This is a genomic window from Citrobacter sp. Cpo126 (assembly GCF_030332445.1).
GTDB lineage: Bacteria > Pseudomonadota > Gammaproteobacteria > Enterobacterales > Enterobacteriaceae > Citrobacter > Citrobacter portucalensis.
On record NZ_JAOWHT010000043.1, the window covers coordinates 125,909 to 148,095 of the forward strand.

17 protein-coding genes are annotated in these 22,187 nt (G+C 54.0%); 11 read left to right on the forward strand and 6 right to left on the reverse strand.

Annotation, left to right across the window (positions count from 1 at the left end; translation table 11 throughout):
* Window positions 1-7 precede the first annotated feature (7 nt).
* The 5 genes from bamC to ypfH all read left to right on the forward strand — a co-directional run bounded on the left by bamC (window position 8) and on the right by ypfH (window position 5,662).
* Window positions 8-1,042, forward strand: a complete 1,035-nt coding sequence (gene bamC / locus OGY17_RS21155) for an outer membrane protein assembly factor BamC (protein WP_003835088.1) — start codon at window positions 8-10, stop codon at window positions 1,040-1,042.
* Window positions 1,043-1,153: 111 nt separating this feature from the next.
* Complete coding sequence (purC, locus tag OGY17_RS21160) at window positions 1,154-1,867, forward strand: phosphoribosylaminoimidazolesuccinocarboxamide synthase (protein ID WP_003835086.1); 714 nt, start codon at window positions 1,154-1,156, stop codon at window positions 1,865-1,867.
* Between the two features lie 128 nt (window positions 1,868-1,995).
* Window positions 1,996-2,859: a KPN_02809 family neutral zinc metallopeptidase gene (gene ypfJ / locus OGY17_RS21165; protein WP_286608285.1), complete on the forward strand. Its 864-nt coding sequence runs from the start codon at window positions 1,996-1,998 to the stop codon at window positions 2,857-2,859.
* Window positions 2,860-2,874: 15 nt separating this feature from the next.
* Window positions 2,875-4,890 (forward strand): tRNA(Met) cytidine acetyltransferase TmcA, encoded by a 2,016-nt coding sequence (locus OGY17_RS21170; RefSeq protein ID WP_286608287.1) that lies wholly within the window; start codon window positions 2,875-2,877, stop codon window positions 4,888-4,890.
* Window positions 4,891-4,963: 73 nt separating this feature from the next.
* Window positions 4,964-5,662, forward strand: coding sequence for an esterase (ypfH, locus tag OGY17_RS21175; RefSeq protein ID WP_071446828.1), 699 nt, complete (start codon window positions 4,964-4,966; stop codon window positions 5,660-5,662).
* Between the two features lie 104 nt (window positions 5,663-5,766).
* On the opposite strand, the gene OGY17_RS21180 is transcribed toward ypfH, so the two are convergent.
* The 3 genes from OGY17_RS21180 to OGY17_RS21190 are packed head-to-tail and all read right to left on the reverse strand — an operon-like array spanning window position 5,767 to window position 7,482.
* On the reverse strand, window positions 5,767-5,967 hold the full coding sequence (locus OGY17_RS21180) for a YpfN family protein (RefSeq protein ID WP_003835080.1): 201 nt from the start codon (window positions 5,965-5,967) through the stop codon (window positions 5,767-5,769).
* Window positions 5,968-5,994: 27 nt separating this feature from the next.
* Window positions 5,995-7,122 carry a succinyl-diaminopimelate desuccinylase gene (dapE, locus tag OGY17_RS21185; protein ID WP_003037976.1) on the reverse strand — a complete coding sequence of 376 codons (1,128 nt, stop codon included), beginning with the start codon at window positions 7,120-7,122 and terminating at the stop codon, window positions 5,995-5,997.
* Between the two features lie 3 nt (window positions 7,123-7,125).
* Window positions 7,126-7,482 carry an ArsC family reductase gene (locus OGY17_RS21190; protein ID WP_128611175.1) on the reverse strand — a complete coding sequence of 119 codons (357 nt, stop codon included), beginning with the start codon at window positions 7,480-7,482 and terminating at the stop codon, window positions 7,126-7,128.
* 389 nt (window positions 7,483-7,871) lie between these two features.
* Between OGY17_RS21190 and ypfM the strand changes: the two genes are divergently transcribed.
* Window positions 7,872-7,931, forward strand: coding sequence for a protein YpfM (gene ypfM / locus OGY17_RS21195; protein WP_001386977.1), 60 nt, complete (start codon window positions 7,872-7,874; stop codon window positions 7,929-7,931).
* 75 nt (window positions 7,932-8,006) lie between these two features.
* Here ypfM and acrD read toward each other — a convergent pair whose 3' ends face one another.
* The gene (acrD, locus tag OGY17_RS21200) at window positions 8,007-11,120 is read right to left on the reverse strand and encodes a multidrug efflux RND transporter permease AcrD (protein ID WP_286608292.1); all 3,114 of its coding nucleotides are present in this window, start codon (window positions 11,118-11,120) and stop codon (window positions 8,007-8,009) included.
* Between the two features lie 184 nt (window positions 11,121-11,304).
* Window positions 11,305-13,002, reverse strand: a complete 1,698-nt coding sequence (gene narQ / locus OGY17_RS21205) for a nitrate/nitrite two-component system sensor histidine kinase NarQ (protein WP_048234754.1) — start codon at window positions 13,000-13,002, stop codon at window positions 11,305-11,307.
* 260 nt (window positions 13,003-13,262) lie between these two features.
* Between narQ and aegA the strand changes: the two genes are divergently transcribed.
* The 3 genes from aegA to OGY17_RS21220 all read left to right on the forward strand — a co-directional run bounded on the left by aegA (window position 13,263) and on the right by OGY17_RS21220 (window position 17,141).
* Window positions 13,263-15,242 (forward strand): formate-dependent uric acid utilization protein AegA, encoded by a 1,980-nt coding sequence (aegA, locus tag OGY17_RS21210; protein ID WP_286608295.1) that lies wholly within the window; start codon window positions 13,263-13,265, stop codon window positions 15,240-15,242.
* 156 nt (window positions 15,243-15,398) lie between these two features.
* Window positions 15,399-15,974 carry a GDP-mannose pyrophosphatase NudK gene (gene nudK, locus OGY17_RS21215; protein ID WP_008785426.1) on the forward strand — a complete coding sequence of 192 codons (576 nt, stop codon included), beginning with the start codon at window positions 15,399-15,401 and terminating at the stop codon, window positions 15,972-15,974.
* A 123-nt stretch (window positions 15,975-16,097) separates the two neighbouring features.
* Window positions 16,098-17,141 carry a DUF1176 domain-containing protein gene (locus OGY17_RS21220; protein ID WP_286608297.1) on the forward strand — a complete coding sequence of 348 codons (1,044 nt, stop codon included), beginning with the start codon at window positions 16,098-16,100 and terminating at the stop codon, window positions 17,139-17,141.
* On the opposite strand, the gene tkt is transcribed toward OGY17_RS21220, so the two are convergent.
* Window positions 17,131-19,125, reverse strand: a complete 1,995-nt coding sequence (tkt, locus tag OGY17_RS21225) for a transketolase (protein WP_286608299.1) — start codon at window positions 19,123-19,125, stop codon at window positions 17,131-17,133. The two genes, OGY17_RS21220 and tkt, sit on opposite strands and share 11 nt — an antisense overlap.
* Before the next feature lie 280 nt (window positions 19,126-19,405).
* Here tkt and maeB point away from each other — a divergent pair, with 280 nt between their 5' ends.
* Window positions 19,406-21,685 carry an NADP-dependent oxaloacetate-decarboxylating malate dehydrogenase gene (maeB, locus tag OGY17_RS21230; RefSeq protein WP_003835063.1) on the forward strand — a complete coding sequence of 760 codons (2,280 nt, stop codon included), beginning with the start codon at window positions 19,406-19,408 and terminating at the stop codon, window positions 21,683-21,685.
* Window positions 21,686-21,845: 160 nt separating this feature from the next.
* Window positions 21,846-22,181, forward strand: a complete 336-nt coding sequence (gene eutS, locus OGY17_RS21235; protein WP_003037995.1) for an ethanolamine utilization microcompartment protein EutS — start codon at window positions 21,846-21,848, stop codon at window positions 22,179-22,181.
* The last annotated feature ends 6 nt before the right edge of the window (window positions 22,182-22,187 follow it).

Here is a 22,187-nt window from a genome sequence, read left to right on the forward strand (position 1 = left end):
AGATTTGATGGCTTACTCAGTACAAAAGTCGCGCCTGGCCAAGGTTGCGGGTGTTTCGCTTGTTATGTTGCTCGCGGCCTGTAGCTCTGACTCGCGCTATAAGCGCCAGGTGAGCGGTGATGAATCCTATCTGGAGGCCGCACCGCTTGCTGAGCTTCATGCTCCAGCTGGGATGATTTTGCCGGTTATGTCGGGCGACTATAATATCCCGGTAACCAACGGCAGTGGTGCCGTGGGTAAAGCGCTGGATATTCGTCCACCGGCTCAGCCGTTAGCATTAGTCACCGGTGCTCGCACACAGATCGCGGGTGATACGTCGACATTACTGGTGGAAAACGGTCGTGGCAACACACTGTGGCCGCAGGTCGTTAGCGTCATTCAGTCTAAAAACTACACGATCACCAAACGTGATGATGCCAGCCAGACGTTGACCACCGACTGGGTTGACTGGAACCGTCTGGATGAAGACGAGCAGTACCGTGGACGTTATCAAATCTCGGTTAAACCGCAGGGCTATCAGCAAGCGGTAACGGTGAAACTGGTTAACCTCGAGCAGGCGGGTAAACCCGTAGCCGATGCGGCATCAATGCAGCGCTACAGCGCTGAGATGATGAACGTTATCTCTGCTGGTCTGGATAAAAACGCCACCGACGCCGCGAATGCCGCGCAGAACCGCTCTGCAGCCACCATGGATGTTCAGAGCGCCGCCGATGACACAGGTTTACCAATGCTGGTGGTACGTGGGCCGTTCAACGTGGTGTGGCAGCGTCTGCCGGCAGCGCTTGAGAAAGTGGGGATGAAGGTAACCGACAGCACCCGTTCTCAGGGCAGCATCGCGGTGACCTACAAACCACTGTCCGATAGCAACTGGCAGGAGTTGGGCGCAAGCGATCCGGGTCTGGTATCCGGCGACTATAAACTGCAGGTCGGTGATTTAGACAACCGCAGCAGCTTGCAGTTTATCGATCCGAAGGGGCATACCCTGACGCAAAGCCAGAACGACGCGCTGGTCGCCGTCTTCCAGGCAGCGTTCAGTAAGTAAAAATAAAGGGCTGGATAACTCCAGCCCTTTTTTTCTGATATGATACGCAAACGTGTGCGTCGGCAGAAAAACGCAATATTTATCGTTAATTCACACCCAGGAGTAATAAAGATGCAAAAGCAAGCTGAGTTGTATCGTGGTAAAGCGAAGACCGTATACAGCACGGAAAACCCGGACCTGTTGGTGCTCGAATTCCGCAATGATACGTCAGCAGGGGATGGCGCGCGCATTGAACAGTTTGACCGTAAAGGCATGGTGAACAACAAATTCAACCATTTCATTATGACTAAACTGCAAGAAGCGGGTATTCCTACCCAGATGGAGCGACTGCTTTCTGATACCGAATGTCTGGTGAAAAAACTGGAGATGGTACCGGTTGAATGTGTGGTACGTAACCGCGCGGCAGGCTCTCTGGTTAAGCGTTTAGGCGTTGAGGAAGGTATTGAACTGAATCCGCCGCTGTTTGATCTGTTCCTGAAAAACGATGCTATGCACGATCCAATGATTAACGATTCCTATTGCGAAACTTTTGGTTGGGTGAGCAAAGAGAATCTGGCACGTATGAAAGAGCTGACCTACAAAGCTAACGACGTGCTGAAAAAGATGTTTGATGATGCTGGTCTGATTCTGGTCGACTTCAAACTTGAGTTTGGTTTGTATAAAGGTGAAGTGGTCCTGGGTGATGAATTCTCACCGGACGGTAGCCGCCTGTGGGACAAAGAAACGCTGGATAAAATGGACAAAGATCGCTTCCGCCAGAGTCTGGGCGGCCTGATCGAAGCCTATGAAGCCGTCGCGCATCGCCTGGGTGTGAAGTTAGACTAATCTTCCCCTGAGCCGGCGATCGCTCTCCGGCTCATTAACCCCACCTGATTTGATTACTATTTCTTATGGTAATCCTGTTCCGAACCGCCTACGATCATCATCATAATGAATAAAAAGTTGAGGTGATTATGCGCTGGCAAGGGCGTCGTGAAAGTGACAACGTGGAAGACAGACGAAACAGCTCTGGCGGCCCCTCTATGGGTGGGCCTGGTTTTCGTCTGCCCAGTGGTAAAGGCGGCATCATCCTGCTGATTGTAGTGCTGGTGGCGGGTTATTATGGCGTGGATCTCACCGGGCTAATGACTGGCCAGCCGGTCTCCCAACAGCAATCATCACGCTCCATCAGCCCAAACGATGATGAAGCGGCAAAATTTACCTCGGTGATTCTGGCTACAACAGAAGATACCTGGGGACAGCAGTTTGAAAAAATGGGCCGCACCTACCAACAGCCGAGGCTGGTGATGTACCGGGGCGCGACGCGTACCGGCTGCGGTGCGGGTCAGTCCGTGATGGGGCCGTTTTATTGCCCGGCAGATGGTACGGTTTACATCGACCTTTCATTCTATGACGACATGAAAAACAAGCTGGGCGCTGATGGTGATTTTGCTCAGGGCTATGTTATCGCCCATGAAGTGGGTCATCACGTGCAGAAACTGCTGGGCATTGAACCTAAAGTTCGTCAGATGCAGCAGAATGCCTCACAGGCAGAAGTGAACCGTCTTTCCGTTCGAATGGAACTGCAGGCAGACTGCTTTGCCGGTGTCTGGGGCCACAGCATGCAGCAGCAGGGCGTACTGGAGTCTGGTGACCTGGAAGAGGCACTGAACGCCGCACAGGCCATTGGTGACGATCGTCTGCAACAGCAGGGACAAGGACGCGTAGTACCGGACAGCTTTACTCACGGAACCTCTGAACAGCGTTTTACCTGGTTCAAACGCGGTTTTGACAGCGGCGATCCGGGGCAATGTAATACTTTTGGTAAAGGTATTTAAGACTCTGTGGCAGGGATGTCCGATAACACGGCGCTGAGCGCGTTAACCGAACAAATGACCCACGAAGGGATCCGTCGTCTGCTGATTATCAGCGGCGAGGGTAACTGGTGTCAGGAACAGGCATTAGCGCTACGTAGCACGTTACCCGGCGACTGGCTGTGGGTAGGGGAGCAAGCCCCTACCGAGCCGTGCTGTACGCCGCAGGCGCTAAAAACATTATTAGGGCGCGAGTTTCGTCATGCGGTTTTTGACGCCAGGCAAGGTTTTGACGCTGCGGCGTTTGCCGCCTTAAGCGGCACACTGCTTGCTGGCAGTTGGCTGGTATTGCTGACCCCACCCTGGCATTCCTGGCACACACATCTGGACGCGGATTCACTACGCTGGAGCGATTGTGCTGAACCGATCCCTACACCGCACTTTATTGAGCACATCAAACGGGTGATTTCCCGCGATAGACAGGCTCTGCACTGGCAACAGCATCAGCCGGTTGCCTGTCCGCATTTTCCTGCTCGCGCAGCCTGGCATGCGGCAACCGGCGAACCCCAGCCAGAACAGGCGATGATATTAAATCATTTGCTGGCTATGCCTCCCGGTGTGGTTGCGGTGACGGCCGCACGGGGTCGGGGCAAGTCCGCTCTGGCAGGGCAACTCATAGCGCGGATTAACGGCACTGCGATTGTGACAGCGCCTGCCAAAGCGGCAACCGATGTGCTGGCGCAATTTGCCGGAGAGCGTTACCGTTTTATGGCCCCGGATGCGCTGTTAAGCAGTTCTGCAATCGCAGACTGGCTAATTGTGGATGAAGCCGCCGCGATCCCCGCGCCGCTGCTGCACCAACTGGTGGCGCGTTTTCCTCGTACGCTGTTAACCACTACAGTACAAGGCTACGAGGGAACGGGGAGAGGCTTCCTGCTGAAATTCTGTGCTCGCTTCCCCAATCTTCAACGCTATGAGTTGCAGCAACCGGTACGCTGGGCGCAGGGATGTCCGCTGGAGCAAATCGTCAGCGATGCGCTGGTGTTTGATGATGAAACGTTCACGCATGCCCCATTGGGGGAGCTTCACTTCTCGGCATTTGAGCAACAGTCCTGGCATGCTAATCCGGCGCTGCCGTTAGCGGTATACCAGCTGCTTTCTGGAGCGCATTATCGCACCTCGCCATTGGACCTGCGGCGGATGATGGACGCGCCTGGTCAGCATTTTCTTCAGGCATCAACCGCTGACTCCGTAGCGGGAGCCGTCTGGTTGGTCGATGAAGGGGGACTATCCGCGGAATTAAGCCAGGCTGTCTGGGCCGGATATCGTCGACCGAGAGGGAATCTGGTTGCGCAGTCGCTGGCGGCGCACGGTGGTGACCCGTTGGCGGCGACGCTCGTCGGGAGACGGGTCAGTCGAATTGCGGTTCATCCTGCGCGCCAAAGAGAAGGTATTGGGCAACAGCTGATTATGCTGGCCTACCGCTATTCCACATCGTGTGACTATCTGTCGGTCAGTTTTGGGTATACGGCTGAACTATGGCGTTTCTGGCAACGTTGCGGTTTTGTGCTGGTGCGAATGGGAAATCATCGGGAAGCCAGCAGCGGCTGTTATACCGCCATGGCGTTACTTCCCATTAGCGAAGCGGGGAAACGCCTTGCCGAGCGGGAGCACCAGCATTTGCGCCGTGATGCGGAAATCCTTGCGCGATGGAACGGTGAGAGCATTCCGCTGGTCCCGCTGAAAGAGACTACGCTTAATGAGGATGACTGGGCTGAGCTGGCCGGGTTTGCCTTCGCGCATCGGCCATTATTGACGTCGCTAGGCTGTCTGAGTCGTCTGCTTGAGCACAGTGAGTTACCTCTTCCGGCCTTGCGCGGACGCATCCAGGCTAAACGTAGTGACGCCGAATTGTGCCAACAGCTCAAGATTTCTGGTCGTAAAGCGTTGCTGGTCATTCAGCGCGCCGAAGCGGCGCAGGCATTAAATCAGCTGGATGCAGAGCGTGAACAGCGGCTACATAATCGCATTATGCAATGGCAATTTTTTCACTAACTTCTTCAATTTCCTGGCATGGTCATTGCGGTTAAGCGGCGTAGAATGATTCTCATCAGCTAAGGAGAACGCCATGAAACATGACCATTTTGTTGTTCAAAGTCCCGATAAACCCGCTCAACAGCTACTGCTGCTGTTTCATGGCGTCGGCGATAACCCGGTTGCTATGGGCGAAATTGGCACCTGGTTTGCGCCGCTGTTTCCGGATGCGCTAATCGTTAGCATTGGTGGAGCAGAGCCTTACGGTACGACTTCCGGACGTCAGTGGTTTTCGGTGCAGGGCGTAACAGAAGAGAATCGTCAGGCTCGTGTTGACGCCATTATGCCGGTGTTTATCGAAACCGTGCGCTACTGGCAGAAGCACAGCGGCGTTTCGCCGCAGGCAACCGCGCTGATTGGCTTTTCTCAGGGGTCGATTATGTCACTTGAGAGCATCAAAGCTGAGCCGGGGCTGGCGTCGCGGGTTATCGCCTTCAATGGCCGCTATGCCACCTTGCCAGAGGCTGCAACCACCGCGACGACGGTGCATTTGATTCACGGTGGCGAAGACCGGGTAATTGAGTTATCTCATGCCGTTGCCGCGCAGGAAGCGTTAATTCGCGCCGGTGGGGATGTGACGCTGGATATCGTCGAAAATCTGGGGCACGCCATTGATGAACGCAGCATGCAGTTTGCGCTCGATCATCTGCGTTTTACCGTACCGAAGCACTACTTTGATGAAGCGCTGAGCGGCGGTAAGCCTCACGATGATGATGTGATTGCCATGATCTGATTGATCACCGTAGGCCGGATAAAACGCGAAGCGTTGCCATCCGGCACGTAATGCCCGGTGGCGCTAACGCTTACCGGGCATTACGGGACTTATCGGCCTACTAATTATTTCTTCGGTTGGTCCTTATTCGGCCAATCGTCGTCGTCATCCCATTTATCGTTAAAGTCACGATGTGGGGGAAGCTCCGGCTTGTTGGCAAGAAATTTCTTGTGATCGACGCGCTTGAGATCTTTAATCACGTTCAGCAGCACGCCTACCAGAAACACCAACACCAGAATCCACCAATATTTTGCCAGCCAGTCCATGCTCATTTCCTCTTACAGGAACACTCATCAGGCGACGAGTTGCTCCATGATACGTTGATACATACGGGCAAGCAGCTGCAGGTCGGCGGCATTAACACATTCATTAATTTTATGAATAGTGGCGTTGACCGGCCCAAGTTCTACTACCTGCGCCCCCATGCGGGCAATAAAACGCCCGTCGGACGTCCCGCCTGTAGTCAGTAACTGCGGTTTAATCTCATTATAGTGCTCAATGGCGTTCACCACTGCATCCACCAGTTTACCGCGTTCGGTCAGGAACGGCTGACCGGAAAGCCACCAGTCGACGGTATAACGCAGCTGATGTTTCTCCAGCAGCGCGTGAACCCGTGCTTTAATCATCTCATCGGTCAGCTCAGTGCTGAAACGGAAGTTGAACTGGATAAACAGTTCTCCAGGGATAACGTTGTTGCTTCCGGTTCCAGCCTGGATATTGGCAATCTGCATGCTGGTCGCCGGGAAGAATTCGTTACCCTGATCCCACTCGATCGCCACCAGTTCGTTGAGCATGGGGGCCGCGCGGTGTACCGGGTTATCGGCCAGATGCGGATAGGCTACGTGGCCCTGCACGCCGTGAATGGTCAGGTTGCAGGTCAGTGAACCACGACGTCCATTTTTCACCACGTCGCCAACGATTTCCGTGCTGGATGGCTCACCCACCAGGCAATAATCCAGTCGTTCATTACGCGCCATCAGCGCTTCAACCACCTTCACGGTGCCGTTTTTGGCGCTGGCTTCTTCGTCAGACGTTATCAAAAAGGCCAGACGACCCTGATGGTTTGGATGCTGGGCGACAAAACGTTCTGCGGCCACGACCATCGCCGCCAGTGAACCCTTCATATCGGCAGCGCCACGCCCGAACAACATGCCATCGCGAATGGTCGGTTCGAACGGTGGATTGATCCAGCGATCGACATCGCCGGCAGGCACTACGTCGGTGTGACCGGCAAATGCCAGGGTCTCACCTTTACCGCGCCATGCCCAAAAATTCTGTGTGTCACCAAAATCCATACGCTCAACGGTAAAACCTACCGCGCGCAGGCGTTCAATCATTAACGCCTGGCACCCGGCATCATCCGGGCTCAGGGAAGGACGGCGAATAAGCTGCTGTGTCAGCTCAATGACCGGGCACGACATAGACTACACCTCATTAAAAAACAGAGTATAACTGGATTCACTGAAACCAAGCAGCATAGGCTTACCCGGCGCGCAGAGCAATGGGCGTTTGATAATTGCTGGCATTTCAATCATCAACGCGGCGGCGGAAGCCGCATCGGTGATTTGACTGCGCGTGGATTCATCGAGTTTACGCCAGGTGGTTCCACGCATATTGAGCAGCGCCTCCCAACCTAATTCGCTGATAAAGGACTGTAATAGCGTGTTGTCCAGACCGTCGACGCGATAATCATGAAAGCGGTAGTCAATACCTTGAGCCTCCAACCAGCGTCTGGCTTTTTTAATCGTGTCGCAATTCTTAATGCCGTAAAGGGTGATCATTTGAATCCTTATTGACGTAATTTGAATATTTATTCTTATATTCTGTGGCAATGAATAATACATATTGTCATTCAATCGTTATAGAAAAATATAACATTGTTGAACAACAGTGAATAATGATTCCTGAAAGCTCCAAAAAATACCGTATAACTAAAAATCAGAATCTGCCTGTTTGCATCAGCCTGTTTTTCCATCAGAATTGCAAAAGTAGTAGATGATGTATGAATATTTCAAAATATTGCAGTAAGTCACATAAAATTTATGGGTATAGCGCATAGTGATCACATAAACCCCAAACACTGGAGGAATCAATCGCAACCATCGGTTAAATTGCCTTCTTTTAATGATGATGATTTCGTAAAATGCCCATAATAATAAGAGAGGTTGTTATGATTGAACGTGAACTGGGGAACTGGAAAGACTTTATCGAAGTGATGCTTCGTAAATAATTTTCTGGAAGAAATTCATATCCTGTAAAGGATAAAAAAAGGCGACTCAACGTAAGTCGCCTTTTTTGTGTCCGATTATTCTGGGCGTGGCTTCAATGGGAAGCGTCTGCGCACCAGCACAAAGAACAGGGGAACGAAGTAAATCGCCAGGATAGTGGCTGAAATCATCCCGCCCATTACGCCTGTCCCCACCGCATGTTGACCGCCAGAACCAGCGCCACTGCTGATGGTCATCGGCAGCACCCCGAAGATAAACGCCAGTGACGTCATCAGAATTGGGCGTAAACGTTGGCGACAAGCATGGAGCGTGGCGTCGAGCAGATCGTGTCCTTTCTCGTTCATCTCATTGGCGAATTCAACAATCAATATTGCGTTCTTCGCCGATAGCCCGATAACGGTAAGTAACCCGACCTGGAAATACACATCGTTTTCCAGGCCGCGCATCCAGGTCGCCAGTAGCGCGCCAATAACCCCCAGCGGCACGACCAGCATGACGGAGAAGGGTACCGACCAGCTTTCGTACAGTGCCGCCAGACACAGGAACACGACCAGCAAAGAAATGGCGTACAGGGCAGGGGCCTGAGAGCCCGACAGCCGTTCCTGATAAGACATCGCAGTCCATTCGAGGCCAAACCCTGTCGGCAACTGGCGCACCAGCGATTCCATCACGTCCATTGCCGTACCGGTACTGACGCCGGGCGCAGCTTCGCCGACAATCTCGACTGCGGAGTAGCCGTTATAGCGTTCCAGACGTGGAGAACCCGTTTCCCAGCGTGAAGTCGCAAAGGCCGAGAAAGGCACCATGCCACCGTTGTTATTGCGGACGTACCACAAGTTAATGTCGTCCGGGAGCATGCGATATTTTGCTGCCGCCTGCACGTAAACCTTCTTCACGCGGCCCCGGTCCATAAAGTCATTGACGTAGCTGGAACCCCAGGCCGTTTGCAATGTGTCATTGATGTCGTCGATGGAAACGCCCAGCGCCTGGGCTTTGCGCTGATCGATATCAATTTGCAACTGCGGGCTGTCGTCCAGACCGTTATGACGAACGCGGGTAAGGGACGTGTCTTTCCCTGCCAGCTCAATGAGTTTGTCGCGCGCGGCCATTAACGCATCATGGCCCGCACCGGCGTGATCCTGCAGCTCCATATCGAAACCGGCAGAGCTTCCGAGGCCGCTGATAGCCGGAGGGCTGCTGGCGAAGACGCGGGCTTCTTTAATCTTATTAAAGGCTTTGGTCGCACGTTCGATGATGGCGAAAGAGGTTCCGGTAGTGGTGTCGCGCTCATCCCAGTCTTTTAAGCGGACAAACATACGCGCCACGTTTTGACCGTTCCCGCCAGGGCCAGAACCGACCGTGGAAAAGACTGACATAATGTTGTCTTTCTCATGGGTGAAGTAATACTTCTCCACTTCCTCAACCACTTTCAATGTTTGCTGCTGTGTGGAGCCGCTGGGCAGCTGTACCGAGGTGGTAAACATGCCGCGGTCTTCCAGCGGTAGGAAGGAGGTTGGCAGGCGCAGGAACAGGAAAACCATTCCACCGAGCAGCAGGCCGTAGATCAGTATCCAGCGCAGGCTGCGGTGCAGAATTCTGGCAACGCCTTTTTCGTAGCGCTCGGCGTTGCGATTAAACATCCGGTTAAACCAGCCGAAGAAACCGGTTTGTCCGTGATGCTCGCCCTTATGCAGCGGTTTGAGCAGGGTGGCGCAAAGTGCGGGGGTCAGGATCATCGCCACCAGAACAGACAGCACCATGGCGGAGACGATAGTAATCGAGAACTGGCGGTAAATAGCCCCGGTAGTGCCGCCGAAGAAGGCCATCGGGATAAACACCGCTGACAGCACCATGGCGATACCGACCAGCGCACCCTGGATTTGTCCCATCGATTTCCGTGTCGCTTCCCGCGGTGAGAGTCCTTCCTCACTCATAATACGCTCGACGTTTTCCACAACCACAATGGCGTCATCGACCAGCAGACCGATCGCCAGCACCATCGCAAACATCGTCAAGGTGTTAACGCTATAGCCAAAGGCGTAAAGCACGGAGAAGGTACCCATCAGTACGACGGGAACGGCGATGGTGGGAATCAGCGTGGCGCGGAAGTTTTGCAGGAACAGGTACATCACGAGGAATACCAGTGCAATAGCTTCCAGAAGGGTTTTTACCACGTCGATGATTGAGGCTTTAACAAAGGAGGTGGTTTCATACGCCACCTTATATTCCAGCCCGTGCGGAAAATATTGTGACAGCCCGTTCAAACGGTTAATGACCAGCGTTGCTGTCGCCATTTCATTGGCGCCGGAGGCCAGCTTCACGCCCAGACCGGAGGCGGGATTACCATTAAAGCGGCTGAGATAATCATACTTTTCAGCACCCATTTCGACCGTCGCCACGTCGCCCAGTTTAACTTCCGAACCATCCTGGTTAACGCGCAGAGTAATATCGCGGAATTGATCCGGAGTCTGCAGTAGCGACTGGGCGTTGATCGTCGCGTTCAGCGCCTGCTTGTCCACCGAAGGCGTACCGCCAAGTTGTCCGACGGCAATCTGCGCATTCTGTGATTCGATAGCATCGGTCACATCTTTAGCGGTCATCTGGAAACTGTTCAGTTTGGCCGGGTCAAGCCAGATACGCATGGAGTACTGTGAGCCGTAAGCGTCAATATCTCCCACGCCGTTAATACGGCTGAGTGGATCCTGAATGTTACTGGCGACGTAGTCGGCGATGTCCTGCTTATCCATTGAGCCATCGGTGGAGACAAAGGCGATAGTCAGAATATTGGTGTCCCCGGTCTTACGCACCGTGACCCCCTGATCCTGTACCGCCTGCGGCAGTTTACGCATTGCCGATTGCAGCTGGTTTTGCACCTGCTGGACGGCCTCGTCAGGATCGGTTCCGGCAACGAAGCTCAACGTAACCGTAGCCTGACCTGTCCCGCTGCTCTGCGATGACATGTACATCAGGTTATCGAGACCGGTCATGTTCTGCTCGATAACCTGGGTGACGGTGTTTTCCAGAGTCTGAGCCGAAGCGCCAGGATAGTTGGCGGTGACCCGCACGTTTGGCGGTGCCAGATCGGGATATTGCTCAACGGGCAGTGAAAAAATAGCCAGGGCTCCTGTCAGGCACAACAGGATAGCTAACACCCAGGCAAAAATGGGGCGATCGATGAAAAAATTCGCCATTAAAAGAGGACCTCGTGTTTCTGCGTATCGTTATGGGTATGGCTTGCTTCACTTTAGCGGCAAGGTACGGGTCAAACGTGGAGAAAAAAAGAAGATAATGTAAATTATCATGCCCGTTTACAGCATACCTTTCGTGCCAACGCCGTCAGGCCTGGATCCAGACCCGACGGCGCTTTGCGGTTCTTTACGTTAGCTCACTGTCTGATTCAGCCGAACGGAAACTGATGCTCACCAACGTTCCCCCTCCGGAAGGTTGAGAGAAGGTCAACGTGCCGCTCAGTCTTTCCGCCCGCTCACGCATAATATTGAGTCCATAGTGCCCTGCAGGCTCATGCGGCTCGCCAATGCCGATGCCGTTATCGCGGATATAAACCGTGTGGTTGCCGTCCGGAGCCGTTACGCAGCTGACGGCAATTTCGCTCGCACTGGCATGCTTAATGGCGTTCAGCACCGCTTCGCGGATGATCTGCAACAGGTGCACCTGCATTTGCGCATCCAACGCCAGCGTGGGTAACCGACAGTCGAGTGTGAGTTTAGCTGAGGTTTGATTTTGCAGCGTTTCCAGCATTTCATGCAGGGCGGAGGGTAAGTCTGCCTGCTGTAAGGTCAGACGGAAGGTGGTGAGCAGTTCGCGTAGCTGACGGTAGGCATCGTTCAGCGCCTGGGAGAAATCCGCCATAATGCTTTGCGCCGGGGCGTTATCCTCCGGGATTGAACGTTTAAGCAACGTGAGCTGAATGCGCAAATAAGAGAGCACCTGCGCCAGCGAGTCGTGCAGCTCGCGTGCAATCGTCGCTCGCTCCTCCATTAACAACAGCTGCTGAAAATGTTTTTGCGCCTGGTTGAAGTACAACCCGCGTCCCAGCATCGAGGAGACGCTGTTGAGCAGCGGAGTAGAAGCATTGACGTTTGGACTTTGCCAGTGCAGTTCGCCGTAGACGGTTTCCTGCATGGTGACAGGCAGGATCTGCATCGGTAGCTCGAGGCTTTTAGTCCCTTCGCTAATCCGCCAGTTATCACCGACGGTGAGTTCAAGGAAATACGCGGCGTCATGTTCGCGGACGATCTGTAAAATATGGCGGAAGCAGTGCACGTCAATCTGGCTGGTATTTAACGCCTGGGAGCACTGATACAACACCTCCAGACGGCGATTGGCTTCGTGCAGATCGTGAGTTTTCTCGGCCACAGACGCTTCCAGCGAACGATACAGCTTGTGTAATTCACTCGACATCTGGCTAAACGTTTTGCCCAGCAACCCCAGTTCATTAGGCAAACCGGTATCCAGCTGTGGGATATCAAATTGACCGTGTTCAATTTGCTGACTGGCCATCACCAGTTTATTCAGCGGACGCACCACCTGCTGGCGAATGCGCCGCAGGGTAAAGAAGACGAGGGTGAATATGCCGATCCCGCCCGCCAGCGAGATGCCAAATACCAGCATTACTTTACGCTCGGCATAATGCTGCAACGCCAGCACGAAGAGATCGATCTGATCGACGTAGTTGTTGATGTTGGCCTGGTACCATTTTAAATCGCCGTCGATCAGGCGGGCGTTCATTTCCAGCCAGTTAGCATGCAGACGTCCATAGCGGCTTTTTACCGCTTGTGGCACATACCACGCGTTCAGATTCTGTAATGCTGGCGAGTTTAGCGCCTGCTGGAAAAGCTGGCGGTGGGCGTTAAGCTGCGGGCTCTGGCTTTGTAGATCGTAACCCAGACGGTAGCTTTGCATGCGCAATGAGCCAGCAACGTTGATGGCTTCGGCATCTCGCAAGCTGCTGGTCAGCGTGAGCAGCGCAATACCCGTTGAGAGAATCGACAGCATCACTATGTAGAAAAAAGCTTTAGCCAGACTGGCCGAGACCGGACGCTTTACCGTCACTTGTGCATCCTCACACAATACACGTCGCGCCTGAAAACAGCGTGAACGATGCGGTGTATTTGATAAATGTTAATAAAACGCCATGAAACTGGATGGTAACTGAAACACAATTTCATATGCGATGAAATAAATTGATCTGCCACAGGTTCTGGATAAATAGTTGTGCTTCCTGGGCAAATGAACATTGCCGCTTCCTTCCGTGTCGGTTAATAACACTCTTATAAAGAATAAGGTTTTTGCAACCAAAAAAGAAGGAAGCCATGAATCGTTTTATTATGGTCAATAGCCAGCAGTGCCTGGGATGCCATGCCTGTGAGGTCGCCTGCGTCATGGCTCACAATGGCGAACAGCATGTCCTGAGCCAACGGCATTTTCAGCCCCGAATTACCGTCATTAAGCATCAGCAGCAGCGCAGCGCGGTGACCTGCCACCACTGCGAAGATGCACCCTGCGCCAGAAGTTGCCCAAACGGGGCAATTAGCCATGATAACGACAGCGTTCAGGTGAACCCGCAAAAGTGTATTGGCTGTAAATCGTGCGTTGTAGCCTGTCCTTTCGGCACGATGCAGATCGTACTCACTCCCGTCGCCAAAGGGAAGGTGAAAGCTACCGCGCACAAATGCGATCTGTGCCAGGGGCGTGAACAGGGACCCGCCTGCGTAGAGAACTGTCCGGCGCAGGCGTTACAGCTGGTGACGGAAAATTCGCTTACCGGTCTGTCAAAAGCGCGCAGGCTGCGTACCGCAAGTTTGGAAAGCCAGCCATGGCATGCCAGCACTACCGATTTTGTTCCACATGTCATCACTAAACGTGAGCAAATGCAGGCGACGCCTGCGCGCGGGGAGCCGGATAAACTGGCGATTGAGGCCCGGAAAACCAGCTTTGAAGAGATCTATCTGCCGTTTCGTACGGCGCAGGCGGAGCGCGAAGCCTCTCGCTGCCTGAAATGCGGCGGCCACAGTATTTGCGAATGGACCTGTCCACTGCATAACCACATTCCGCAGTGGATTGAACTGGTCAAAGCCGGGAATATCGACGCGGCGGTTGAGCTTTCTCACCAGACCAACTGCCTGCCGGAGGTGACCGGACGCGTATGCCCGCAGGATCGACTCTGCGAAGGGGCATGTACGGTGCGTAGCGAGCATGGCGCAGTTACCATCGGTAATATTGAGCGTTACATCTCCGATCGGGCGCTGAGTAAAGGATGGCGACCGGACTTAAGCCATGTGCAGAAAGTGGACAAGCGTGTTGCCATCATCGGTGCGGGTCCGGCGGGTCTGGCCTGTGCGGATGTGCTTGCGCGCAGCGGCGTCAGCGCCACCGTTTACGATCGCCATCCTGAAATTGGCGGTTTGCTGACGTTCGGTATTCCGGCCTTCAAGCTGGACAAATCGCTGCTGGCGCGTCGCCGTGAAATCTTCAGCGCCATGGGCATTCATTTTGAACTTAACTGTGAAGTGGGTAAGGATGTCGCGCTTGAAAAGCTGCTGGAGGATTACGATGCCGTGTTCGTGGGCGTAGGAACCTATCGTTCCATGAAGGCGGACCTGCCAAATGAAGACGCGCCAGGCGTGTATGATGCGCTGCCGTTCCTGATTGCCAACACCAAGCAGGTGATGGGGCTGGAGGAACTGCCTGAAGAACCGTTTATCGATACCGCCGGACTAAACGTGGTTGTGCTGGGCGGAGGCGATACGGCAATGGACTGTGTGCGAACCGCCCTGCGTCATGGCGCAAGCCTGGTGACCTGCGCCTATCGTCGTGATGAAGCCAACATGCCCGGCTCGAAAAAAGAGGTGAAGAACGCCCGGGAAGAGGGGGCAAATTTCGAGTTTAACGTTCAGCCGGTTGAGCTGGTGTTGCATGCCGATGGGCGAGTCAGCGGTGTGCGTTTCTTACGTACTCAACTTGGCGAACCTGATGCGCAGGGCCGTCGCCGCCCGGTTCCCATTGCCGGGAGTGAGTTTGTGATGCCCGCAGATGCGGTGATTATGGCGTTTGGTTTTCACCCACACGGCATGCCGTGGCTGGAGTCGCATGGCGTTAAGGTCGATAACTGGGGGCGCATTGCCGCCGATGTTGAAAGTGCATACCGTTATCAAACCAGTAACCCGAAAATCTTTGCCGGTGGTGACGCGGTACGCGGTGCAGACCTGGTGGTGACGGCTATGGCGGAAGGGCGGCATGCCGCCCAGGGGATCGTCGACTGGCTGGGCGTAAAATCAGTCAAATCTCATTAATCGGCGAGTAGGCCGGATAAAACGCGTTAGCGTTGCCATCCGGCAATGTGCCGCATGAATGCCTGATGGCGCTTTGCTTATCAGGCCTACATTGTTCCAAGACAAACCCGGTTTCACGGCGTAGTATTATTTCTCACTTCTTGCTGTGGAGCCGGTATGTCGCAAAAAATTACCCTCATCAAAGATAAAGTCCTTTCCGATAACTACTTCGTCCTGCGCAATATCACTTATGACCTGACCCGTAAGAATGGAGAGGTGATCCGTCACAAACGTGAGGTTTACGATCGTGGCAACGGCGCCACAATCCTGCTGTATAACCCGGAGAAGAAAACGGTGGTGCTCATCCGCCAGTTTCGCGTTGCGACATGGGTCAACGGTAACGAAGACGGTCAACTGATTGAAACCTGCGCCGGGCTGCTGGATAACGACGAACCGGAAGCATGTATTCGAAAAGAGGCGATTGAAGAGACCGGCTTTGAAGTGGGTGAAGTACGTAAACTGTTTGAGCTATACATGTCGCCGGGCGGTGTGACGGAAATAATCCACTTCTTCATCGCGCAATACCGTGACAGTCAGCGGACAAACGCGGGTGGCGGCGTGGAAGATGAAGATATTGAAGTTCTGGAACTGCCGTTCACACAGGCGCTGGAAATGATCAAAACGGGTGAGATCCGTGACGGTAAAACGGTGCTATTGCTGAACTATTTGCAGTCATCGCATCTCATGGACTAATGCGCGGGATTTATATTTCTTTACAAATTTACGGCCAATCCGACGATTCTTATTGAGCCACATAAGTCGCGCAAGGAAGATACCGCTTAGGCTGTGTGTTTTGACTTCGGGGTTGTACCGTCCATGCGCTATCGCGTTATTCTCCTTTTCCTGCTCGGGTTGCTACCCGCCCGATTGCTGTGGGCTGCGCCCGCGCAACAGGCGTTTTCTGACTGGCAGGTGACGTGTAATAACCAAAATTTTTGCGTGGCGCGCAATACCGGAGAGCACCACGGCCTGGTCATGACCTTGAGCCGCAGCGCCGGGGCACATACCGACGCCGTGTTGCGTATTGAGCTGGGCGGGCTGGAATCGTCCAGCGTCAAAGAGAGCGATATTGCGCCGCGTCTGCTGTTGGATGGTGCGCCACTCTCGCTGAGCGGCGAGCACTGGCGCATAACTCCCTGGCAGCTGACGACCGATGATCCCGCCACCATCAGCGCATTTTTACAAACCGTACAGGACGCGAAGGCGATTACCCTGCAAAAAGGTGCGCAAAACCTTTCGCTGGTCGGGCTAAAAGCCGCATTGTTGTTTATCGACGCCCAGCAAAAACGGGTGGGGAGCGAAACCGCATGGATTGAAAAAGGTGACGAGCCTCCGCTCAGCGTACCTCCGGCCCCCGCGCTGAAAGGTGTAGCGGTCATTAATCCAACGCCAACGCCTCTCACACAGCAGGAGCGCAGTGAACTGCTGGACTATGGTAACTGGCGGATCAACGGTATTCGTTGCTCTATCGATCCGCTGCGTCGCGAGATGCGCGTCACGGCCCTAACGGATGATAAAGCGCTGCTGATGATTGGCTGTGAGGCCGGGGCGTATAACACCATCGATCTGGCGTGGGTGGTTTCACGTACGACTCCGTTGTCTTCACGCGCGGTACGGTTAAGCCTGCCGTTTAAAACGGATGCAGAAAGTCGCGATATGGAGCTGACCAACGCTACGTTTGACGAGAAGTCGCGGGAGCTGGTCACCCTCGCTAAAGGACGAGGGTTGGCAGATTGCGGTATCCAGACCCGCTGGCGCTACGACGGTCAACGTTTTCGCCTGGTGCGCTATGCCCAGGAGCCAAGCTGCGATAACTGGCATGGGCCAGATGCCTGGCCCACGCTGTGGATCACGCGTTAAGCACCTTGTGCGCTTTGTCGACGATGTTATCTACCGTAAAGCCGAAGAACGGGAACAGTTTGTCCGCTGGAGCCGACTCTCCATAACCCGTCATCCCAACAATTGCCCCTTTCAGCCCGACATATTTGTACCAGTAGTCAGCAATTCCTGCTTCTACCGCCACGCGAGCGCTGACGTTTGCTGGTAGGACCGATTCCCGGTACGCCTCATCCTGGGCGTCGAAGATATCGGTTGAGGGCAGAGAAACCACTCGCACGTTACGACCTTCGCCGGTCAGTTTTTCCGCTGCCAGCAGCGTGATTTCCATTTCTGAACCGGTAGCAATCAAAATAACATCCGGCTTACCGCCGCCATCCTTCAGCACATAGCCGCCGCGGGCAATTTGCTGCACCTGCTCTGGCGTGCGCTCAACCTGTGCCAGATTCTGCCGCGAGAGGATCAGCGCCGTTGGCCCGTCATGACGTTCGACTGCCAGCTTCCAGCCTACTGCCGCTTCAACCTGATCGCACGGTCGCCAGGTACTGAAATTAGGCGTCAGGCGCAGGCTAGCGAGCTGTTCAACGGCCTGGTGCGTAGGACCATCTTCCCCCAGACCAATTGAGTCGTGGGTATAAACCATGATTTGTCGGGCTTTCATCAGCGCCGCCATACGCGCGGCATTTCGGGCATATTCGACAAACATCAGGAACGTAGCGGTGTACGGTACGAAGCCCCCGTGATGGGCGATACCGTTGGCAATCGCCGTCATACCAAATTCACGCACGCCGTAGTGGATGTAGTTTCCTGCATGATCCTCTTTAAGAGAGGAGGAGCCTTTCCAGATGGTCAGGTTGCTGGGGGCCAAATCCGCCGATCCACCAAGCAGCTCTGGCAGTATAGGCCCGTAGGCGTTAAGGGTATTTTGCGAGGCCTTACGGGTGGCGATTTTGGCCGGATTGGCCTGCAGCTCGGTAATATATTTCTGGGTTGTTGCCTCCCACTCTTTCGGCAGCCCACCGCTCATCCGGCGAGAAAACTCTGCCGCCAGTTCCGGGTAGGCTTGTTGATAAGCTGCGAATTTCTCCTTCCAGCCCTGTTGCGCTTTTTCGCCTCTCTCGCGTGCGTCCCACGCCCGGTAAATCTCTTTGGGGATCTCAAAAGCAGGATGATGCCACCCCAGCTTCTGCCGGGTCAGTGCCACCTCTTCTTCGCCCAGCGCAGCGCCGTGCGCTTCCTCTTTCCCTGCTTTATTTGGTGAGCCAAAACCAATCACCGTGCGGCAGATAATCAGCGATGGCTTATCGGTAACAGCCTGCGCTTCCTGAATGGCTTTTTTCACCGCCTCTGGGTCATGACCGTCAATGTCGTGCACCACATGCCAGTGATAAGCCTCAAAGCGTTTTGCAGTATCGTCGGTAAACCAGCCGTCGGTTTCACCATCAATCGAGATGCCGTTGTGATCGTAGAAGCCAATGAGTTTGCCAAGCCCCAGCGTGCCCGCCAGCGAACAAGCCTCGTGTGAAATACCCTCCATCAGACAGCCGTCGCCCATAAAGACCCAGGTAAAGTGGTTAACAATCTCATGGTCCGGCTGGTTAAACTGCGCTGCCAGCGTACGCTCGGCAATGGCCATGCCGACGGCGTTGGCTAAACCCTGACCCAGCGGTCCTGTCGTGGTTTCCACGCCCGGCGTGTAGCCAATTTCCGGGTGCCCTGGCGTCTTCGAATGGAGCTGACGGAAGTTCTTTAATTCTTCGATCGGCAGGTCGTAACCGGAAAGATGCAACAGGCTGTAAAGCAGCATTGAGGTGTGGCCGTTGGACAGAATAAACCGGTCACGATCGTACCAGGTGGGGTCGGTCGGGTTATGGCGTAGAAAATCGTTCCACAGAACTTCGGCGATATCGGCCATCCCCATTGGTGCTCCAGGGTGGCCGGAGTTAGCTTTTTGGACGGCATCCATACTTAGCGCACGAATGGCATTGGCAAGCTCTTTACGGGGCATAGGAAATACTCCTTGAAAAGTAAAGTGTTAGATGCGTGTTGTGATTCACACTTTTGGGAAAATTGCGGGCGTTGTCAGCAAAAAGCATAGCAGACAGGCATGGTATTGCTGGATTAAGCAGGTAACATGGTTGTTATAAATTGATAACAAATTCTTTCTTTGAATGGTGAGAGTTTGGGGACCTTCAAAGTTTGTACCGTTGACTGAGGTGATAATGTGCGGCTCAGTAGAATGGTTACCCGCGCCACTTTTTTGATAGATACGTGAAAGGAACAACAAGATGGATGACCAGTTAAAACAAAGCGCCCTCGATTTCCACGAATTTCCGGTACCCGGTAAAATCCAGGTTTCTCCGACCAAGCCTCTGGCAACGCAGCGCGACCTGGCGCTGGCCTACTCGCCGGGCGTGGCTGCACCGTGTCTTGAAATTGAAAAGGATCCGCTGGCAGCCTACAAATACACCGCGCGCGGCAACCTGGTTGCGGTTATTTCCAACGGCACAGCGGTGCTGGGTCTCGGCAACATTGGCGCGTTGGCCGGCAAACCGGTGATGGAAGGTAAAGGCGTTCTGTTTAAGAAATTCGCCGGGATCGACGTGTTCGACATTGAAGTCGATGAACTCGATCCGGATAAGTTTATCAATGTGGTTGCGGCTCTGGAGCCAACATTTGGCGGCATCAACCTCGAAGATATTAAAGCGCCGGAGTGCTTCTACATTGAGCAAAAACTGCGCGAGCGCATGAATATTCCGGTCTTCCACGATGATCAGCACGGTACGGCAATCATTAGTACAGCCGCTATTCTGAACGGTCTGCGGGTGGTTGAGAAAAATATCTCTGACGTGCGCATGGTGGTGTCTGGTGCAGGTGCGGCGGCGATTGCCTGTATGAACCTGCTGGTAGCGCTGGGTATGCAGAAACACAATATTGTGGTCTGTGACTCCAAAGGTGTGATTTACAAAGACCGCGAACCGAACATGGCGGAAACCAAAGCGGCTTACGCGGTGGTGGATGACGGTAAACGTACGCTGGATGATGTCATTGACGGCGCAGATATTTTCCTCGGCTGCTCGGGCCCGAAAGTGCTGACGCAGGAAATGGTTAAGAAGATGGCGCGTGCGCCAATGATTCTGGCACTCGCCAACCCGGAGCCGGAAATCCTGCCGCCGCTGGCAAAAGAGGTGCGTTCCGACGCCATCATCTGTACCGGTCGTTCAGACTACCCGAACCAGGTTAACAACGTCCTGTGCTTCCCGTTCATCTTCCGCGGTGCGCTGGACGTTGGTGCGACGGCCATCAACGAAGAGATGAAACTGGCGGCGGTGCACGCGATTGCTGAGCTGGCGCATGCCGAGCAGAGTGAAGTGGTGGCCTCTGCTTATGGCGATCAGGACCTGAGCTTCGGCCCGGAATACATCATTCCGAAACCGTTCGACCCGCGTCTGATCGTCAAAATCGCCCCTGCTGTGGCGAAAGCGGCGATGGACTCCGGCGTGGCAACGCGTCCGATTGCCGACTTTGACGCTTACATCGATAAGCTGACTGAATTCGTCTACAAAACCAACCTGTTCATGAAGCCGATTTTCTCCCTGGCACGCAAAGCGCCGAAGCGCGTGGTGCTGACGGAAGGGGAAGAAGCGCGCGTACTGCATGCTACCCAGGAGCTGATCACGTTAGGGCTGGCGAAGCCGATCCTGATCGGTCGTCCAAGCGTTATTGAAATGCGTATCCAGAAACTGGGTCTGCAGATCAAAGCGGGCGTCGATTTTGAAATCGTCAACAATGAGTCCGATCCGCGCTTTAAAGAGTACTGGAGCGAGTACTACCAGATTATGAAGCGTCGTGGGATTACCCAGGAGCAGGCGCAGCGTGCGGTGATCGCCAACACTACGGTGATCGGCGCAATCATGGTACAGCGCGGCGAAGCGGATGCGATGATCTGCGGTACGATTGGCGACTACCATGAGCACTTCAGCGTGGTGAAAGAGGTATTTGGTCATCGCGACGGCGTGCATACTGCCGGGGCGATGAACGCCTTGCTGCTGCCAAGCGGTAACACCTTTATCGCCGATACCTACGTCAACGACGATCCTACGCCTGAGCAACTGGCGGAAATCGCCGTGATGGCGGCAGAGACCGTGCGTCGCTTTGGTATCGAACCGAAGGTGGCGTTGCTGTCGCACTCCAACTTTGGTTCCTCTAACTGTCCGTCGGCCAGCAAAATGCGCGACGCGCTGGAGCTGATTAAGGCGCGCGCGCCAGAGTTGATGATTGACGGCGAAATGCACGGCGACGCCGCGCTGGTGGAAAGCATCCGTAATGACCGCATGCCGGACAGTCCGTTGAAAGGCTCAGCGAATATTCTGGTGATGCCGAATATGGAAGCTGCCCGTATTAGTTACAACTTACTACGCGTTTCCAGTTCTGAAGGCGTAACGGTTGGCCCGGTGCTGATGGGGGTTGCGAAACCGGTTCACGTATTAACGCCGATCGCCTCTGTTCGTCGTATCGTTAATATGGTGGCGCTGGCGGTTGTAGAAGCCCAAACGCAGCCGCTGTAATTTCACTTTAATTTATTTCCGGCGCGGGTTTCTCCCGCGCCTTTTTATTTTCCCTTTCTTAGTGATCTACTTCACCTTTTAAACCTGGTTGCCGAATTTTGTTATTTACTCTGACAAAAAATTGCCACGATGAGGGCAGTTTTAGCGGAGGTGGTGAGCAATGGAAAAAGAACGCATTATTCAGGAATTTGTGCCGGGGAAACAGGTCACGCTGGCGCATCTCATTGCGCACCCCGGCGAGGAATTAGCGAAAAAGATCGGCGTACCCGAAGCGGGCGCTATCGGCATCATGACGCTGACGCCAGGCGAAACCGCGATGATTGCCGGTGACTTAGCCATGAAGGCGGCGGATGTACATATCGGTTTTCTCGATAGATTCAGCGGCGCACTGGTGATCTACGGTTCGGTAGGCGCAGTAGAAGAAGCGTTATTACAGACGGTAAGTGGTCTGGGTCGATTATTAAATTTCACTTTGTGCAACCTGACAAAAAGTTAATCAGAG

Bases quoted from the DNA above. Each gene is read 5' to 3' on its own strand.
- bamC (WP_003835088.1), top strand. From the start codon at position 8: ATGGCTTACTCAGTACAAAAGTCGCGCCTGGCCAAGGTTGCGGGTGTT.
- purC (WP_003835086.1), top strand. From the start codon at position 1,154: ATGCAAAAGCAAGCTGAGTTGTATCGTGGTAAAGCGAAGACCGTATAC.
- ypfJ (WP_286608285.1), top strand. From the start codon at position 1,996: ATGCGCTGGCAAGGGCGTCGTGAAAGTGACAACGTGGAAGACAGACGA.
- OGY17_RS21170 (WP_286608287.1), top strand. From the start codon at position 2,875: ATGTCCGATAACACGGCGCTGAGCGCGTTAACCGAACAAATGACCCAC.
- ypfH (WP_071446828.1), top strand. From the start codon at position 4,964: ATGAAACATGACCATTTTGTTGTTCAAAGTCCCGATAAACCCGCTCAA.
- OGY17_RS21180 (WP_003835080.1), bottom strand. From the start codon at position 5,967: ATGGACTGGCTGGCAAAATATTGGTGGATTCTGGTGTTGGTGTTTCTG.
- dapE (WP_003037976.1), bottom strand. From the start codon at position 7,122: ATGTCGTGCCCGGTCATTGAGCTGACACAGCAGCTTATTCGCCGTCCT.
- OGY17_RS21190 (WP_128611175.1), bottom strand. From the start codon at position 7,482: ATGATCACCCTTTACGGCATTAAGAATTGCGACACGATTAAAAAAGCC.
- acrD (WP_286608292.1), bottom strand. From the start codon at position 11,120: ATGGCGAATTTTTTCATCGATCGCCCCATTTTTGCCTGGGTGTTAGCT.
- aegA (WP_286608295.1), top strand. From the start codon at position 13,263: ATGAATCGTTTTATTATGGTCAATAGCCAGCAGTGCCTGGGATGCCAT.
- nudK (WP_008785426.1), top strand. From the start codon at position 15,399: ATGTCGCAAAAAATTACCCTCATCAAAGATAAAGTCCTTTCCGATAAC.
- OGY17_RS21220 (WP_286608297.1), top strand. From the start codon at position 16,098: ATGCGCTATCGCGTTATTCTCCTTTTCCTGCTCGGGTTGCTACCCGCC.
- tkt (WP_286608299.1), bottom strand. From the start codon at position 19,125: ATGCCCCGTAAAGAGCTTGCCAATGCCATTCGTGCGCTAAGTATGGAT.
- maeB (WP_003835063.1), top strand. From the start codon at position 19,406: ATGGATGACCAGTTAAAACAAAGCGCCCTCGATTTCCACGAATTTCCG.
- eutS (WP_003037995.1), top strand. From the start codon at position 21,846: ATGGAAAAAGAACGCATTATTCAGGAATTTGTGCCGGGGAAACAGGTC.